18 protein-coding genes and 1 pseudogene are annotated in these 15,140 nt (G+C 65.6%); 9 read left to right on the top strand and 10 right to left on the bottom strand.

Annotated features, from left to right (window positions below; translation table 11 throughout):
* Positions 1-110 precede the first annotated feature (110 nt).
* Positions 111-374 (bottom strand): HalOD1 output domain-containing protein, encoded by a 264-nt coding sequence (locus tag NP511_RS21830; protein ID WP_233274390.1) that lies wholly within the window; start codon positions 372-374, stop codon positions 111-113.
* A gap of 1,218 nt (positions 375-1,592) precedes the next feature.
* Between NP511_RS21830 and NP511_RS21835 the strand changes: the two genes are divergently transcribed.
* Positions 1,593-1,781, top strand: a complete 189-nt coding sequence (locus NP511_RS21835; protein ID WP_233274389.1) for a TM2 domain-containing protein — start codon at positions 1,593-1,595, stop codon at positions 1,779-1,781.
* Positions 1,782-1,888: 107 nt separating this feature from the next.
* Here the strand turns inward: NP511_RS21835 and NP511_RS21840 are convergent, their stop codons facing one another.
* A complete protein-coding gene (locus NP511_RS21840) occupies positions 1,889-2,356 on the bottom strand; it encodes a sensor histidine kinase (RefSeq protein WP_308986960.1) in 468 nt (155 codons plus the stop codon).
* Positions 2,357-2,707: 351 nt separating this feature from the next.
* On the opposite strand from NP511_RS21840, the pseudogene NP511_RS21845 reads away from it, so the two are divergent.
* Positions 2,708-3,124, top strand: a pseudogene (locus NP511_RS21845) (Gfo/Idh/MocA family oxidoreductase); the annotation flags it as partial.
* Positions 3,125-3,522: 398 nt separating this feature from the next.
* Positions 3,523-3,738: a hypothetical protein gene (locus NP511_RS21850; protein ID WP_006182085.1), complete on the top strand. Its 216-nt coding sequence runs from the start codon at positions 3,523-3,525 to the stop codon at positions 3,736-3,738.
* An 81-nt stretch (positions 3,739-3,819) separates the two neighbouring features.
* Here NP511_RS21850 and gvpM read toward each other — a convergent pair whose 3' ends face one another.
* From gvpM to NP511_RS21890, 8 genes are all read right to left on the bottom strand, one after another.
* Positions 3,820-4,173: a gas vesicle protein GvpM gene (gene gvpM / locus NP511_RS21855; RefSeq protein ID WP_049966626.1), complete on the bottom strand. Its 354-nt coding sequence runs from the start codon at positions 4,171-4,173 to the stop codon at positions 3,820-3,822.
* A complete protein-coding gene (gvpL, locus tag NP511_RS21860; RefSeq protein ID WP_049966627.1) occupies positions 4,170-5,117 on the bottom strand; it encodes a gas vesicle protein GvpL in 948 nt (315 codons plus the stop codon). Before gvpL ends, gvpM begins: the two co-directional genes overlap by 4 nt.
* Positions 5,114-5,458, bottom strand: a complete 345-nt coding sequence (locus NP511_RS21865) for a gas vesicle protein K (protein WP_049966628.1) — start codon at positions 5,456-5,458, stop codon at positions 5,114-5,116. The genes gvpL and NP511_RS21865 overlap by 4 nt, the downstream gene beginning before the upstream one ends.
* A complete protein-coding gene (gvpJ, locus tag NP511_RS21870) occupies positions 5,455-6,036 on the bottom strand; it encodes a gas vesicle protein GvpJ (protein ID WP_049966922.1) in 582 nt (193 codons plus the stop codon). The genes NP511_RS21865 and gvpJ overlap by 4 nt, the downstream gene beginning before the upstream one ends.
* A 101-nt stretch (positions 6,037-6,137) precedes the next feature.
* Positions 6,138-7,097: a hypothetical protein gene (locus tag NP511_RS21875; protein ID WP_049966629.1), complete on the bottom strand. Its 960-nt coding sequence runs from the start codon at positions 7,095-7,097 to the stop codon at positions 6,138-6,140.
* Positions 7,094-7,687: a DUF7127 family protein gene (locus NP511_RS21880; RefSeq protein ID WP_006650649.1), complete on the bottom strand. Its 594-nt coding sequence runs from the start codon at positions 7,685-7,687 to the stop codon at positions 7,094-7,096. The genes NP511_RS21875 and NP511_RS21880 overlap by 4 nt, the downstream gene beginning before the upstream one ends.
* Positions 7,687-7,941 (bottom strand): gas vesicle protein GvpF, encoded by a 255-nt coding sequence (gvpF, locus tag NP511_RS21885; RefSeq protein WP_006650650.1) that lies wholly within the window; start codon positions 7,939-7,941, stop codon positions 7,687-7,689. Before gvpF ends, NP511_RS21880 begins: the two co-directional genes overlap by 1 nt.
* Before the next feature lie 2 nt (positions 7,942-7,943).
* On the bottom strand, positions 7,944-8,567 hold the full coding sequence (locus NP511_RS21890) for a GvpL/GvpF family gas vesicle protein (protein WP_049966630.1): 624 nt from the start codon (positions 8,565-8,567) through the stop codon (positions 7,944-7,946).
* Positions 8,568-8,796: 229 nt separating this feature from the next.
* On the opposite strand from NP511_RS21890, the gene gvpA reads away from it, so the two are divergent.
* The 6 genes from gvpA (at position 8,797) to mutS (ending at position 15,099) form a co-directional block, all read left to right on the top strand.
* Positions 8,797-9,081 carry a gas vesicle protein GvpA gene (gene gvpA, locus NP511_RS21895; protein WP_006182094.1) on the top strand — a complete coding sequence of 95 codons (285 nt, stop codon included), beginning with the start codon at positions 8,797-8,799 and terminating at the stop codon, positions 9,079-9,081.
* Between the two features lie 6 nt (positions 9,082-9,087).
* Complete coding sequence (gene gvpN, locus NP511_RS21900) at positions 9,088-10,113, top strand: gas vesicle protein GvpN (protein ID WP_049966631.1); 1,026 nt, start codon at positions 9,088-9,090, stop codon at positions 10,111-10,113.
* Between the two features lie 45 nt (positions 10,114-10,158).
* A complete protein-coding gene (gene gvpO / locus NP511_RS21905) occupies positions 10,159-10,692 on the top strand; it encodes a gas vesicle protein GvpO, halophile-type (protein ID WP_049966632.1) in 534 nt (177 codons plus the stop codon).
* 476 nt (positions 10,693-11,168) lie between these two features.
* Positions 11,169-11,594 (top strand): hypothetical protein, encoded by a 426-nt coding sequence (locus tag NP511_RS21910; RefSeq protein WP_049966633.1) that lies wholly within the window; start codon positions 11,169-11,171, stop codon positions 11,592-11,594.
* A gap of 338 nt (positions 11,595-11,932) precedes the next feature.
* Positions 11,933-12,271: a CHY zinc finger protein gene (locus tag NP511_RS21915; protein ID WP_049966634.1), complete on the top strand. Its 339-nt coding sequence runs from the start codon at positions 11,933-11,935 to the stop codon at positions 12,269-12,271.
* A gap of 95 nt (positions 12,272-12,366) precedes the next feature.
* Entirely contained in the window at positions 12,367-15,099 is a 2,733-nt protein-coding gene (gene mutS, locus NP511_RS21920) for a DNA mismatch repair protein MutS (protein ID WP_049966635.1), read from the top strand.
* Positions 15,100-15,140 lie beyond the last annotated feature (41 nt).

Raw genomic sequence — 15,140 nt, forward strand, 5'->3', positions numbered from 1 at the left:
CGCGGTCGCAAGCGTTCGGCTCTGCTGAAACCCATTTATTAGGCACTGTTCTCGATGAAATAGCCGTTACGTAGGGCTGCGAACTGATTGTGAAGCTAGTGCCGGAAATCTCAGTTAAAGCAGATTTGTAAGGTCTTTCCCTCGATTTGGATCTTATAGGAACCAATGGTGAATGAAACCGAGACGAGACTCCCCTCATTCAGGAGTGTATCAAGCGCTTCCGGATCGACAGTATCGTGCAGGGTCCAGCCCTTTTCTACCGAGAGAGCGATTGGATCAACGTTTTCTATGGCTGCGATAGCCTCCACAATTGCTTGACTCGGTGCGGTATTCGACCAGTCATACTGATTCTGGATCGACTCTGAATAATTCACTATGTAGGCTACTAGCTCTGTATGGGATTATAGCTGTTGTAAGAAACCGAGTGAATTCGCTTTCATCCTGTATGATGTGATTGGTGTATTCCCTGTACTTACCGCTGATTCACGCGCTCTTGTCCGACTCTGGTCCAATTCTCGGATCTCGTCCTTTCGGTACCTCCGTCTTCGAACTGAGCGCAGAACTTTTTGTGGAATCAACGGAATACGAGACCGAGATGGATACCAGCCGTTCCAACCATGGTCTCTCGGCGTATTTTCTGTTTCTTCTTGGTGCAGTTTTCATTGGGCCGCTCGAAGCTGTACTGGGGTTGGCGCTTTACTGGCTCCTCGGAAGCCAGGAAGAGTCACCACAGACTGAATCGCATTTTCAGCATTGACATCCTCCTCCGCGTGAACGCGGAGGAATCCCGAGCGGTGGGAGTTTCAGGTCTGCAGTCCAGTCACCGGACTACCAGTCCTTTCGGGCGCGGGTAGTCCCACAACGTCGGACTGGTGGACTGCTGGCGGTGCCAAACCGCCGTTACCCCTATCCTCAACCGTGTACGGCGTCCCAGTGTTGTTTTTGCCACGGGGACGCCGGCAGGCGTCAGCAGAGTCGGGGGTATCGTGATGCTCGCTTTGAGCAGTCGGCACGGACACACTCTTCTGGAATGTGCGTTCACCGACTGCCCTTTCCGGACACTGCCTCGTTACGTGGGCGGACAGGCCGCCTCCGAAGGACGGTTCGGAAGCCGCTCCGTTCCGACCGATTCCTGCTCTTCAGTAGGGCGGTCTGTCACTTAAACGTCACTGTGGGAAACTCACGGCGGGCGTTTGAACGGTGGGACGTTTCCCAGAGTGACGGCGCGTATCCACGGCCTGAAGGGCGTGGTATTGCACCTGTTCAGCCTATAAATTTCATTCTTAGCCTGTAATAAGGAGGTGAGGGATTTTCACCTCCTCATGGGTTCTAACAAATCTGATGCTTCGAAACCCACCGGTGTTTCCCGGGCTGAGACACTGGCTCGGGGCCTATTTGATTCCCGTCCCATTGTTCGAACATGGAGGTGAGCAAAACGAGGATAGCGAGCATCGTTGCGGTCACGACCGCACTCGGATACGCGCTCTATCGGCGCCGCTCGATCGATTCCTCTGACAGCCATGGCGACGAATAGGTCCCCCGCTGACGACGACAGCCGACAGGTACAGCCACTCGCAGACAAGTCCACACCCGTGGCAATCCTGTTAGCGTTCGTCCTCTCTCCGGCCGCGTACTACTACGTCGGCCGGACGAAGCTAGCAGTGATCAACTTCCTCACGCTGAATTACCTGTTGCTGGGTATCGTCATCGTTCCGCTGCACGTGTACAAGATTATCAGTGACGCCGAAGCCGAACGAGGTGACCAGACGACAGTCCAGTGAGGAAGGCGATCCCGCTCGCCAGACCCCTGTCGCTCCGCAATACCGGAGCGATAGCTACCGCCAGTTGACACGCCATCCGTCCGCCGACACTCGTCTTTTCAGTCCGATCACGACGTATATTCGGTGTCGTATAGACGAACAGTCACAACGCTCCCCGTCGGCTCGTTTTCACGGAAAGAGAGGTCCCCGCCCAGTTGCGTGACGGCCCAGTTGACGAACCAGAGTCCGATACCGCTCCCGTGTTCGAGTTGCGTCTCCGTTCCGTTATCCAGTATTTTTCGCTCTCGAGCCGGAATCCCCGGTCCGTCGTCCGCGACGACGAGTTCGGCGGTACCGTCGGGACTCGCTCGAGCCGTGATCTCGATCCGGGGCGAGCGGTCCGCGTGCGTGATCGCGTTATCGACGAGTTCCGACAGCACGCGCCGGACGACGGATCGATGCGACGAGACGAGTATCTCGCCGGGACAGGACAACGAAATTTCACACGGGCGGTTGGCAGTTCGGTACTCCTCGACGACTTCCCGTGCGACGGCAGCGAGATCGACCGGCTCAGGCGACCCCGCGCTGGCGGTCATCACGTTCTCGGCCGCCCGGGCCTTGCTGCTGAGTTCGACGAGGTCGGTCGCACTGTCACGAATTCCGTCCCGCACGTCTTCGTCATCGATACGGTCGGCGTACGCGAGAACGACGTCCAGTTCGTTCCGAACGTTGTGCCGGAGGACGCGATTGAGTACAGCCAGTCGCTGTTCGCGCGTCTGGCGGTCGGTCACGTCACGTAACAGTACGGTTCTCGCAACCGGACCGGCCCCGCCATCGGTATCGGCTTCGGCGTCGTCGACCGCCGAGACGCTGAACTGGAACCGTCGGCGTCCCTTCGTCGTCTGGAGCGGGATCGTTCCCGTCGCACCCGCAGAGAGGTCGGTCCCCTCGAGCCCGCCTCGGTCGCCGCCAGCATGGACTTCCACGACGAGGCCGGCCGGGTCGACCGCCGCGCCCACCTCGACGTCGCGTTCGAGAACGGCGCGACCGGGACGTTTTCGTTCCACGGCGACGCGCCGTCGGTCCGGGAACACGTCCATTTGTGGGACGACGCGGGCGCGGTCTACCTCGAGGGGACCCAGTGGGGCCCCCGAGAGGTCCGCGAGATCGACGCCGACGCCGGCGAGTATACTCCCTACGTCGACCCCCGAGGCGAGCGGTCCCGGGCCGACGCCTTCCTCGAGAGCGTCCGCGAGGGGACCGAGCCGCCGGCGACGGTCCGGGACGCCCTCCGGGTGACGGCCCTGACCGAAGCGGCCTACGAGGCGGCGAGGACCGGAAAACGAGTCCCCGTCGGCGACTGATACGGTTTGCTGTACCGATGTATCGGTGCGACCGCGACACAGCCTACGGTCGCACCGGAAATGACGTACAGCAGACCGTCTGAGTTCCCGGGTCGTGGCCACGCCTCGAGTCCGGTTCGACGCCGGTCGGGAGCCGCCGAATCGGTGCCCGGTAATTACGGTATTTCGTCAGGAAAGACGATTTTTCGTCCGTCGAACAGCGACGGGTTCGTCGTTCCGCGTTCCCACTTCTGTCCGGTGGTTACGGTGTTATTACCCGGCCGTTCGGGAGCCGGAGCGCCGACGGCATCGCCACGGTGGACCTCGAGCGGCCGAGACCGGGGTAAGAGGGCGATAGCTTCCCGTCGCTTTCGGTTACAAGCCGGATAACTACAACCGGTCGTGGCTATCGAACGGGTATGATCACCTGCACTAACTGCGAGACCGCCCAGTTCCTGCAGATCACGCAGAGCCGCGTCTACTTCGAGGACGGCGAGATGATCAACGAGATCTCCGAGACCTACGAGTGTACGCTCTGTGGCGCGACCGGGAAGTACGTCTACGACGAGGACCGCGACGAGGAGACCGTCACCGGCGAGGTCGAACACACGACCGAGCGCCCGAAGTACGCCTGACCCGTCGCCCCCGTTCGGGGGCGTCCGACCGCGAACCGTATGATCTCGCCGATCACGAGGGCGGTCCTCGCGCGATCCTGATCAGTCCTTCTCGTTCGTTTCTTCCGTCTCGTCGATGCCGGCGTTCGAACTGCTGATTCCCAGTTCCTCGAGCCCCTCGAGGGCCGCGTCCGGCTCGGTGTCCTCCCGGTCCGCGTTCGGATCGTCGTAGTGGGTGCGGCGACCGGCGGCCGCCATCCGCCGGTGGGCGTCCCAGTCCTCGAAGAGCCCGTACTCGTTCATCGTCTCCATGCCGGCGATCGCCGCGGTGAGCTTGATGCCGACCAGCGGGATATCGGCGATCGAGACAATCACGTCCGCGCGGAGGATCGCTCCGTCCCGGAGCAACACATCGAGGACATCGACGAGGGTCTCGTCGTCCTTTCGCGGTCTCATAGGTTCGGGTTCGTGTGTTCGCCGTCGGTTCCGTCGCCTCCCAGCTCGGGCGCGAACGTATACGGCGGCCACGGCCCCGTGAACCGGACCTCGAGGCCGTCGGTTGCGGCCACGTCGTCGAGGATCGAGCCGATCACACCCTCGTCGTCCTCGTGGGCCAGCAGGGTGAGCCGCGTGAGGGTCTCACCGCCGTCCACGTCGCGGCCTGCGCTCGCGTTCGAGTCCGACCCGCTTCCGGCCACGTCGTCCGACAGCCCCGCGCTCGGCGACCGCCCGAGGGCGTGGACCTCCCTGGCTTTCGCGGCCAGTCGCTCCTGCAGGTCGGCGGTCACCGACTCCCGGCGGGCCGCCCGAAGTTCGGTCAGCCGCTGGTCGAACTGCTTCTCGAGCAGGAAGGCGGTTCCCTCCTCGGCGTCGGCGATCCGCTCGTCGAGGTCGCGCAGGCGGTCGTCGCACTCGATCAGCGCCGCGTCGTCGATCGGATCGATCTCGACGACCTCGACGCGGTACTCCCAGTGGCCGGCGAGGCCCTCAAGGGCCTGCTCGAGGATCGTTCGCTCCTCGCGGAGCCACTCGCGCAGGCCGTCGTCGTCGCCCCGGAGGATCGTATCGAACTGGAAGGGGATCGGCGTGCCGAAGGCCTGGCCCGCCTCGTCGACGACCGTCTGGTGGCGGACGAGCCAGCGCCTGATCTGGGCGAGATCTCCGGAGTCGTAGATGCCGTCGCAGGCGTGGACGACCGCGCCGATGCCGTCCGCGACGACGACCGACACCGGCTCGCCGTCGACGCCGGTCGTCTCGAGCGCGGCGTCCCCGTCGGCCCGAACGAGACAGTAGAGGTACCGCCCCTCGTCGATCGACGGGGCGTCGGCCGGCTCCGCGGTCCCTGCCCCCTCGATCGTCTCGAGCCGGTCGGCGGGGTCCTCGAGATCGTGGTCGCTCATTCGGACTCTCCCCCGAAGACGGAGTGGCCGGGTTGCGTCGTCGCCGTCGGCTGGCCGTGGAGTTGTTCGATCGCGTCGTTGACCAGCCCGTCCAGATCGCTTCGAAGGTCGTCGACGCCATCCTCGATCCCCTCGTCGTCCTTGAGCCGCTCGATCTCGGTCTCGATTCTGGCGAGTTGGCCGCCCAGCCGCTCGATCTCCTCGTCGGTGAGATTGCCCGACTCCATGCGCCGGACCGCCTCGCGCTCGAGGGCGTCGATCAGGATCTCGACGACAGCGATGACGAGCGTCATCAGCCCGTCGCGAGCGTCCTCGCCGTCGCCGACGTCGATCGCCGTCACGGGTCGTCACCCCCCGATTCGGTCTCCGACTCCGCGTCCGGGACGGCCTCGTCGTCTGCGTCTCCGTCGCTCGAGTCGGCGTCGCTCGAGTCCGCCTCGTCGTCACTGAGCAGATCGAACCCGCCGCTGGTGGGCCGCTCGGGGTCGGGTCTGGCACCGAGTCGTTCGCTGACCTGTTCCTCGTCGCCGACGGCAAGCTTGCTCTCGGTCGATTCGCCGCCTCGCCCGTCGTCCGCCGAGGCTGCCTCACCGTCGGCGTCCTCCTCGGCCGTGACGTTGACGCCGCGAGTCGGATCGATCACTGGGTTTGGCCGATCCTGCTCCGCGATCGCGGGGTCGTCGACCGCCTCGGCGACCCGGCGCATATCGGTTCCTTCGGGGAACTCGAGGCCGTACTTCGCCGCGGTCTCGAAGGAGGCGATAGCGGCCCGGACCTGGACGCCGAGCAGTTGGGTATCGCCGATCGAGACGGCGATGTCGGCGTTGATGACGATTCCCTTGTCGAGTAACATCTCGACGACCTCGGCCAGATCGGCCTTCTGGCGGCTGGGCTGGAAGTCATCGGGCACTGCGATCACCTCCGTGACGGGTCGTCGCGGCGCAGTCGGTCGTCGCACGCACCTCGCTGTCGGTCGGTCGGCGGAGTGGTGGGTCTGTCATCGTTGGGTCTCCTGTCGGGTCATCGCTGCCGCTCCTGCCGTTCGTTTCGCCGCTGGCGCTCCGGCCGTTCGTTCTGTCGCTGCCGTTCGCGCTCGAGTTCGAACCGGCGGCCGTAGATCCGCTTGCGGCTGGGTGCCGTCGAGAGCTTCACGTCTTGGGGCACCGTCGAGTAGCGGGCCCCGCCGCCGAGATCGCGCCGGTCGACGGGCATCGTCGAGGACGCCGTCGGGTTCCGCGAGTTCGTCCCCCTGTCCTGGCGGCGCATCTTCTCGCGGTTGAACTCGTACAGTCGCTCGAACTTCTCGTGGGTCTCGAGCAGTGCGGCCCGAAAGGCGTCGATACCCCGCATCGCCTGCTGCTGGATGGCGACCTGATAGGCCTCCGGGTCCTCGGCGACGTCGATGTCGCCCAACGCTTCCTTGGCCGCCGCGCCGGCGTCCATGCCGCTGTCGAGGACGCCATCCTCGTCGTCGCCGAGCAGGCCCTCGCCGTCGTCCCCGCCGTCCGCGACGTCCGAGACCGCGTCCTCGAGCATCCCCGCGTCGTCGCCGTCCTCGAGGTCGTCGAGGGCGGCGTCGAGTTCGCGCTTGTTTTCCCAGACGTCGGTCAGGTCCGCGGCGTTCCAAGCGTTCAGGAGGTCGATCGCGCCGAGGAGTTCCGTGAAGTCGACGAGGTCGGTTGCGCCCGTCTCCTCGTCGGCCACCGCGTCGGGGATCTCCCCGAGTTCGATCGCGTCGAGGAGTTCGTCGCCGTCGACCGCGTCGGGCAGTTCGCTCACGTCGATCGCCTCGAGCAGTTCGGCGGCCTCCTCGGCGACCCGAACGAGGGTATCGAGGTCGCCAACGACCGTCTCGAGGGTGTCGTCGTCGAGGTCGTCGATCGTCTCGCTGTCCGCGAGCGTCCCCTCGAGTCGCCCGATGCTCTCGATTGCGTCGTCGACCAGCGCCTCGAGACTCTCCTCGGACTCGGCGTCGCTCATGTGTCGCCTCCGCCGTCCGTCCCATCGTCGGCGGCTGTCTCGTCGTCAGTAGCGGCGTCGTCCGCTTGCGCTCGGACGTGAACCGTCAGTACACCGTTTCTCATCTCGGCCTCGGCGGTCCGCTCCGCCCACGGAACCTTGACCCGATCGAGTTCGGTCCCGTCGACGGCGACGACGAGCGTCGAGTCGTCGAACCCGACCGTGACGTCCGCCGGATCGACCCCGGCGACGTCCGCCGTGACGAGCAGTTCGTCCTCGTGTTCCCGGGTGGCGACGTGATGATCGCTCGAGGGGCTCGTGGACCGAACGCGGCGGTTCCGCGATCGGTCGCGGCCGGCCGTCCCCTCGCCCGGCCACCCGCCGAACGAACGCCGTTCCGACGGCGATGGGTCGGCGGTAAGATCGTCGCCGGATCGGATCGAGATATCGTAATCGAAGACCGCCCGGTCGCTCCGGCGACGGCCCGAGGTCGACGTCGTGTCGCCCTCCAAAGACTCCAGTGCGGACAGCAGGCTCGAGAGCCAGCTGTCGCTCTCGTAGTCGCCGTCGTCGGCCGATTCGTCGCGGTCGTCGGGGGTGCTGTCGGTCATTATCGTTTCACCTCTACGCGGCCGCTCGAGAGCCGCTCGTGAACGTCGCGGGCGACCTCGAGGTCCGCCTCGAGTCGCTCCTTGCGACGCCGGTACTCGTCCTCGTCACGCTCGCCGAGTTCGTACAGTAGCTGGTTCTCCTTGAGATCGGCCTCGAGGGCCTCGACGTCGTACAGCTCGTCGAGCGCGATCGAGTGGAGGGCGTTGATGATGCCGACGAACGGTCGGAACAGGAGGTCGTCGAGGATGAACATGGTTACTGTTGGGCGCCGATTTTCACGTCGACGAAGCTGTAGGGTGCGAACGGCCCGGTGTACCGGACCATGAGCTCGTCGTGATCGTCCTCGAAGCGGGCGATCTCGTCGTCGAACGCCGCCCGGTCGTCCTCGGCGACGAGATACGAGCGGTTACAGACGAGCCGGTCGCTGAACAGGTCGTTCTCGACGACCTGTGCGGCGACGGGATCGAGGCGGTCCGCGACCTCGGCCGCGATCGCCTCGCGGTCGACCTCGGCCCCGTCCTCGCTGACGAGTTTGAGCCCGAGTTCGACCGTGCCCTCGATGTCGTTCATCGCGCGCCGGAACGCGGGCCGCGCGCCGCGCAGGACGTTCTTCAGTGCCCGGTCGCTCTCGAAGGCCATGCCGAACTGCATCGGGACGACGGTCGTCCCGCCGTCGTAGTCCATGATCTCGCGGAGGACCTCGTCGTGGCGCTGTGCGTCCGCGTCGGTCTCCTCGGGGTCGGTGGTGTCGACGTCCGACACGACGGCTCCGAGCCGGCGATGCGAGATCGTATAGACGCGATCGGCACCGGCGACGGCCTCGGTCTCGAACTCGACGGTGTCGGCTTCGACGACGCCGTAGACGTATCGATTACTCATCGTTTCAGTGGGGGCGATAGCGGTACTCGTCCGAACGCTGGGCGGGAGTACGCGAGTATCGTCGTCGGGGCTACACCACCGTCCCGGGTTACCGTGGTGCTTGCAGTCGCAGCCCCCGTCGCCCTCCCGCCGGCGAGCCCGCTCGCGTCGCGTCGACGGCCGACTCGCCTCCGCCGGCTTGCAGTCGCAGTCCAAGCCGTGTTACGAACTCCCGCTGAAGAGCGGGTGTATGGCACAACCACAACGAAGACCCGACTCCTCGAGCCTCGCGGAGGTACTGGACCGCGTCCTCGACAAGGGCGTCGTCATCGACGTCTGGGCGCGGATCTCGGTCGTCGGGATCGAACTCCTGACCATCGAGGCCCGGGTCGTGGTCGCCTCGGTCGACACCTTCCTGCACTACGCGGAGGAGATCGCAAAAATTGAGCAGGCCACGGCGGAGGGCGACCTCGACGAGCTGGAGGAACTCGAGGTCGAGCCCCGCCCAGAGTCGTCGCCGAAGTCGGCGGAGTAACTCCCCATGGCCGACGACACGTCGCGCAAGCGAACGGTCCGCGGCACGAAGATCCGGGCCAGTCGCGAGCAGAAGGAAGGTCGCAAAGCGAAGAAAAAGCTCGCGCGAACGGCATCGAGCGTCGGCGAACGCAACGGCGACAGTCCCCTTTCCGACCCCGACGACGTCGTCCCCGAGCCGTTCGTCGAGACCGACGCCGTCCGGTCGCTGCGCGACCGGATCAACGGCTGGCTCGAGGCGGACCAGCCGGTCCACCTGATCGGGCCGACCGGCTGTGGCAAGACGGCGCTTGCCCTGTCGGCCGCCGCAGAGCGCGGTCGCCCGGTCGTCTGGCTCAACGGCGACGAGTCGGTCGACACCGCCGCGCTGGTCGGCTCCCACGCCGGCGGCGAACGCTACGAGGAACACGACCGGTACGTTAGCGGCGTCGACAAGAAGACCCAGATCGTTCGCGAGCGCTGGGTCGACAACCCACTCTCCGTGGCCGTCCGGGAGGGTGCGACGCTCGTCTACAACGAGTTCTCGCGCAGTGATCCCGCCGCCCACAACGTCTTGCTCTCGGTCTTCGAGGAGGGCGTCCTCGAGCGACCGGGCAAGCGCGGCGAGGACCGGACGATCGACGTTCACCCCGAGTTCCGGGCGATCCTGACCTCGAACGACGTGGAGTACGCCGGTGTCCACGAACAGCAGGACGCCCTGCTCGATCGGTTCATCGGCGTCCACGTCGACTACTACGACGACGAGACCGAACGCGAGATCGTCGGCGCACACGTCGACCTCTCGGCGGACGATATCGCGGCCATCGTCGCGAAGACGCGGGCGCTCCGGGACGAACTCGAGATCGTCGTCGGCACCCGGGCGGCGATCACCGCCGCGCAGGGGGTGGCCGTCTTCGACGGCCACGACGGGGACGGCGAGTTCGACGACGAGACGCTGACCCACGTCTTCACGGACGTCCTCGCGCCGAAGGTCGCCGGCGAGGACGGCGACGACATCGACGACTTGCGAACGCGGATCGGCGAGACCATCTAACCGACCCGGAGGCGATCGAACGAGTCACCGACCGAACACAGACCAATGGCCGAAGCCGAAACACAATCACGAGAGCAGTGCAAGGCCCGCACCGAGGACGGCGAGCGCTGCTCGCGGCCGGCCGGCGAGGACGGCTTCTGCTACCAACACGACGAGAATGATCCAACAGTGAGCGACAGCCAAGCGAGTCAGGAGGAGGAACAGGACGAGAGCGACGAGATCGAGGAGCCCCGCTCTCGCGGCACGACCCATATGACCGCCGACGAGATGACCGACCCCGACGAGGTCGAGAAGGAGGTCGACGTCGAGCAGGAGGAGATCGCGGGCATCCTCGCGGTTCGCGAGACGGTCCAGTCGACCGCCGGCCAACTCATCGGCCACGAGTTCGACGGCGTCAGCGAGATCTCGCCGACCGACGACGGCTGGCGCGCCGTCGTCGAAGTGGTCGAACGCAGAGCCGTCCCCGACACCCAGGACATCATCGGCCGCTACGAGATCGAACTCGACCCCGGTGCGACCGTCCACGGCTACCGTCGGGTCGACCGCTACCGGCGCGGCGACACCGCCCAGTTCGAGTGACTCGCTCGAGCGCGGCGTCGACTCGCTTTTCGGCTCGAGTGACAACGCCGTCGGAGGGCCATCTCATCGAGCGATTCGCACGCACGACGTGCTATTTTGCGGGGTTTCGGATTCCCCGCTCGAGAAGGAGAAGTGAACGTCCCGATAATTGCGTGTGCATATCGAACGGAACATTTGCCAACCAGACCAACATAATGGAATATTCAAGTAGTTTTATCAGATTCTGTTCTTTGCTTTCCATCATGACTCGTCGACGAACTCTACTTGCAACGCTTGGGACAGGGGGAGTGCTTTCATTCGCCGGATGTAGTTCTAGCCAAGGCAATACCCCGGAGAACGACAGCGATGGACGTTCTGGCCAAGGCAATACCCCCGGGAGCGATAGCGACGGAAGTTCCGCCGCGGCATCACTCGTCGAAGAGTATTATACAGCGGCTGCGAATGGAGATCTCGAACAAGCAGCCAGTTGTCTATCGATGACACAGCTCGAGGGATCGGGAGATGGAGCGTCGGTCGAGCAACTGACAGAGACGATGCAGAACGATCGGGGAATGAGCCGAGAGGGAGTCAACGTGTCCCTCGGTGAATTTACCGAACTGTCCGTATCCGAGTTTGCCACGTTCACGTTTTCCGGCGAAAACGGCGAGCAGCGACAATTAGGAGGGGAAGAAGTGGCTAATCTCGTGCCTGACGCGGAGGCGTTTGGCGGCGACGCAGAACAAATCACTCTGGTCCACCATACCGGCGGCTTTTTACCGGAGATCTGGGTTCCATACCAACCGACCGAGGAACCCACCGACGGCTGGGGAGAGGTGATCGTCTATGTTGGGCCATTCGAGGGGGAGCCGTTCATTATCGGCGATTTTAGATCCTTCACTAGCATGAAAGCGACTAAGGGTTGACATACGTAGGCGTCAGCAGACTGTCTCACCGATCACCTTTGCTTTCTCGTTGAATCCACACGCTGTACTGGCCGTCAGTCAGAATCTAATCTCTCCCCGCCTAAGCGGAACTCGACAGTAGTCGTTATCCAGGTCCCATCTACACCTACTGCTGAAGTAGCACTACTGTACCGTCTGGCACCGGTCAGTTCGTCTTTCTCTCAGCGCGGCGCGCAATTGCCCTGTACCCTTCAGGGCACTCGAGCGCTGGCCCCATCAAACAAGCTGCCCCCTCGAGTCCGACCACCGATCTGGCCGCCACCGCAACACCGAAGCACCCGCCGACCCTCGAGCCACGCGTGCAATCGATCGGCGGCCACACGGTCCGCGGCGTCGACGTCGGTCCGGAAACGCGGTGTGCCCACTACGACACCGACCGCGACGTCGTCGCGTTCAAATTCGCCTGCTGCGAGGACTTCTTTCCCTGTTTCCGCTGCCACGAGGAGACGACCGACCACGAGGCCGTGCCGTGGCCGCGCGACCGGTTCGACGAGCCGTCGGTTCTCTGTGGCGTCTGCGGGACCGCGCTCACCGTCCCCGACTACCGCGCCGCCGACTACCGCTGTCCGGCCTGCGACGCGGCGTTCAATCCCGGCTGTGCGAAGCACGCCGACCTGTACTTCGAGACGGACGCCTGAAGCGTTCCCCGACCCGGTTCGCGAACCGCCCTCGAGCCGGCGGCGGGACGGCCGATCCAGCAAGGTATTTCAGCGTCGGGCGGCCGATTCCGGGTATGGATCCGGCGCTTGGCCCGCCCGAGGCGATGGCCGAGAAACGCGACGAGCTGACGCCGATGATGCGTCAGTACCACGATCTCTGTGCGCGCTACGACGACGCGATCGTTCTCTTTCAGGTGGGGGACTTCTACGAGACGTTCTGTGGCGCGGCCGAACGCAGCGCGCGACTGCTCGAGGTCGCGCTGACCAGCCGCGAGGACTCGACCGGGGAGTACCCGATGGCCGGCATCCCGATCGACAACGCCGAGTCGTACATCGAGGAGTTGCTCGAGGCCGGCTACCGGGTCGCCGTCGCGGATCAGGTCGAGGAGCCCGGCGAGTCGTCGGGGGTCGTCGAGCGGGCGGTCACGCGGGTGATCACGCCCGGGACGCTCACCGAGGACGAACTGCTGGCGGGCGACGACAACAACTTCGTGGCCGCGGTCGCCCGCGGCGAGGGTGCCGGCAGCGACGGCGACGAGATCGCACTGGCCCTGCTCGACGTCTCCACGGGCGATTTCCTCGCGACCAGCTCGAGTTCGCGGGAGGCGATCGCCGACGAGGTGAGCCGGTTCGACCCCGCCGAAGCCGTCGTCGACCCGGACGCCCCCGCCGACCTCCTCCCCGAGAACTGCATGGTCACGCCCTACGACGAGACCGCCTTCGACCGCGACCGAGCGGGAGCGAAGCTCTCGGCGTACTTCCGGAACCCCGATGCCCTGCTCGCCAGCGATGCCGAGATTCGGGCCTGCGGCGCGTTGCTGTCCTACGCGGAGTACGTCCGCGGCGGGGCACACGAGGGCGAACGCGGCGAGACCGCCGACGAGGCGGAGACCGAGGACGACGCACTCGACGACGAGGACCACCACCTCGAGTATCTCACCCATCTCACGCGGTACGATCCCCGCGAATACCTCCTACTCGACGCCGTTGCCCTGCGGAGCCTCGAGCTGTTCGAGCCCCGGACGGTCCACGGCCGCGACGATGCGACGCTGGTCGGCGTCTTAGACGAGACCGCGAGCGCGCTGGGCGGCCGGAAACTCCGGGACTGGCTCCGGCGACCGCTGCTCGAGCCCGACCGGATCGAGGCCCGGCTCGACGCCGTCGAGGAACTGACGGGTGCGGTCCGGACCCGGGAGCGGCTTCACGACCTGCTGCGGGACGTCTACGACCTCGAGCGGCTGATCGGTCGCATCTCCCGAGAGCGGGCGAACGCGCGGGACCTGCGCTCGCTGCGGGACACGCTGGCCGTCGTCCCCGAGGTGCGTGAGGAACTCGCCGACGCCGACTGTGATCGGCTCCGGCGGCTGCACGACGCCCTCGATCCGCTGGCCGACGTCCGGGAACTGATCGACGACGCGATCGTCGCCGACCCGCCGATCGAGATCACCGAGGGCGGGGTCGTCGCCGAGGGCTACGACGCGGACTTAGACGACCTCCGGGGAACCGCCCGCGACGGCAAACAGTGGATCGACGATCTGGAGGAACGCGAACGCGAACGGACCGGGATCGACTCGCTGAAGGTCGGCTACAACTCGGTGCATGGCTACTACATTGAGGTGACCAACCCCAACCTCGAGTCGGTGCCCGAGAACTACCAGCGCCGCCAGACGCTGAAGAACTCCGAGCGGTTCGTCACGCCGGAACTCAAGGAACGCGAGGACGAGATCGTCGGCGCGGAGGAGCGGGCCGACGAACGCGAGTACGACCTCTTCTGCGAGGTGCGCCGCGAAGTCGCCGCCGAGGTCGAGCGCGTCCAGGGGCTGGCGGAGGCCCTCGCCGCGCTCGACGCCTTGGTCTCGCTGGCGACGGCCGCGGCGCAGTACGACTACTGCCGACCCGAGATCGAAGAGCGTGGGAGCGGTGCGGACGGCGGCGGCCGCGTCCTCGAGATCGAGGGCGGTCGCCACCCCGTCGTCGAGCGGACGCAGGAGTCGTTCGTCCCGAACGATGCCCGCTTTACCGACGACCGCCGGCTGGCGGTGATCACGGGCCCCAACATGTCGGGGAAGTCGACCTACATGCGACAGGTCGCCCAGATCGTCCTGCTGGCACAGGTCGGCAGTTTCGTGCCCGCCAGCGCCGCCCGGCTCACGCCGGTCGATCGAATCTTTACTCGCGTCGGGGCCAGCGACGACATCGCGGGCGGGCGCTCGACGTTCATGGTCGAGATGGACGAACTCGCGACGATCCTGCGGGAGGCCGACGAGAACTCGCTGGTCCTGCTGGACGAGGTCGGCCGAGGCACCTCGACGGCCGACGGGATGGCCATCGCGCAGGCGATCACCGAACACCTCCACGATCGGGTCGGCGCGACGACCCTGTTCGCGACCCACCACCACCCGCTGACCGAACTCGCAGACGACCTCGCGGCCGCATTCACGCTGCACTTCGAGGTCGAGCAGGTCGACGGCGAGGTCGTCTTCCACCACGAGATCGCACCCGGCGCGGCGACGGGGTCCTACGGCGTCGAGGTCGCGACCGCCGCCGGCGTCCCCGATTCAGTCGTCGACCGCGCGCGGGACCTGGTCGCGGCGGCCGACGCGGACACCGAGCCGGGGGACGAGGCGATCGACACCGCCACTGCCTCGAGCGACGCTCCGGCCGCCGAGACGGCAGCTGCGACCGCCGATGGAGGAGACGTGCCGACGGACGTGGCTGCGGAACTACGCGCGCTCGATCTGGCCCACCTGACCCCCGTCGAGGCGCTGACGGAACTCGACCGGCTGAAGCGGTTGCTCGAGGAGTGATTGTCCTCTCGGGACGATACGACCGGTGCTTGCGTCCCGTC

Source organism: Natrinema thermotolerans (assembly GCF_031165565.1).
GTDB classification, from domain to species: domain Archaea; phylum Halobacteriota; class Halobacteria; order Halobacteriales; family Natrialbaceae; genus Natrinema; species Natrinema thermotolerans.

Bases quoted from the DNA above. Each gene is read 5' to 3' on its own strand.
- NP511_RS21875 (WP_049966629.1), bottom strand. From the start codon at position 7,097: ATGAGCGACGCCGAGTCCGAGGAGAGTCTCGAGGCGCTGGTCGACGAC.
- gvpO (WP_049966632.1), top strand. From the start codon at position 10,159: ATGGCCGAAGCCGAAACACAATCACGAGAGCAGTGCAAGGCCCGCACC.
- NP511_RS21910 (WP_049966633.1), top strand. From the start codon at position 11,169: ATGACACAGCTCGAGGGATCGGGAGATGGAGCGTCGGTCGAGCAACTG.
- NP511_RS21850 (WP_006182085.1), top strand. From the start codon at position 3,523: ATGATCACCTGCACTAACTGCGAGACCGCCCAGTTCCTGCAGATCACG.
- gvpL (WP_049966627.1), bottom strand. From the start codon at position 5,117: ATGAGCGACCACGATCTCGAGGACCCCGCCGACCGGCTCGAGACGATC.
- gvpF (WP_006650650.1), bottom strand. From the start codon at position 7,941: ATGTTCATCCTCGACGACCTCCTGTTCCGACCGTTCGTCGGCATCATC.
- gvpA (WP_006182094.1), top strand. From the start codon at position 8,797: ATGGCACAACCACAACGAAGACCCGACTCCTCGAGCCTCGCGGAGGTA.
- NP511_RS21890 (WP_049966630.1), bottom strand. From the start codon at position 8,567: ATGAGTAATCGATACGTCTACGGCGTCGTCGAAGCCGACACCGTCGAG.
- gvpM (WP_049966626.1), bottom strand. From the start codon at position 4,173: ATGAGACCGCGAAAGGACGACGAGACCCTCGTCGATGTCCTCGATGTG.
- mutS (WP_049966635.1), top strand. From the start codon at position 12,367: ATGGATCCGGCGCTTGGCCCGCCCGAGGCGATGGCCGAGAAACGCGAC.
- NP511_RS21840 (WP_308986960.1), bottom strand. From the start codon at position 2,356: ATGACCGCCAGCGCGGGGTCGCCTGAGCCGGTCGATCTCGCTGCCGTC.
- gvpN (WP_049966631.1), top strand. From the start codon at position 9,088: ATGGCCGACGACACGTCGCGCAAGCGAACGGTCCGCGGCACGAAGATC.
- NP511_RS21880 (WP_006650649.1), bottom strand. From the start codon at position 7,687: ATGACCGACAGCACCCCCGACGACCGCGACGAATCGGCCGACGACGGC.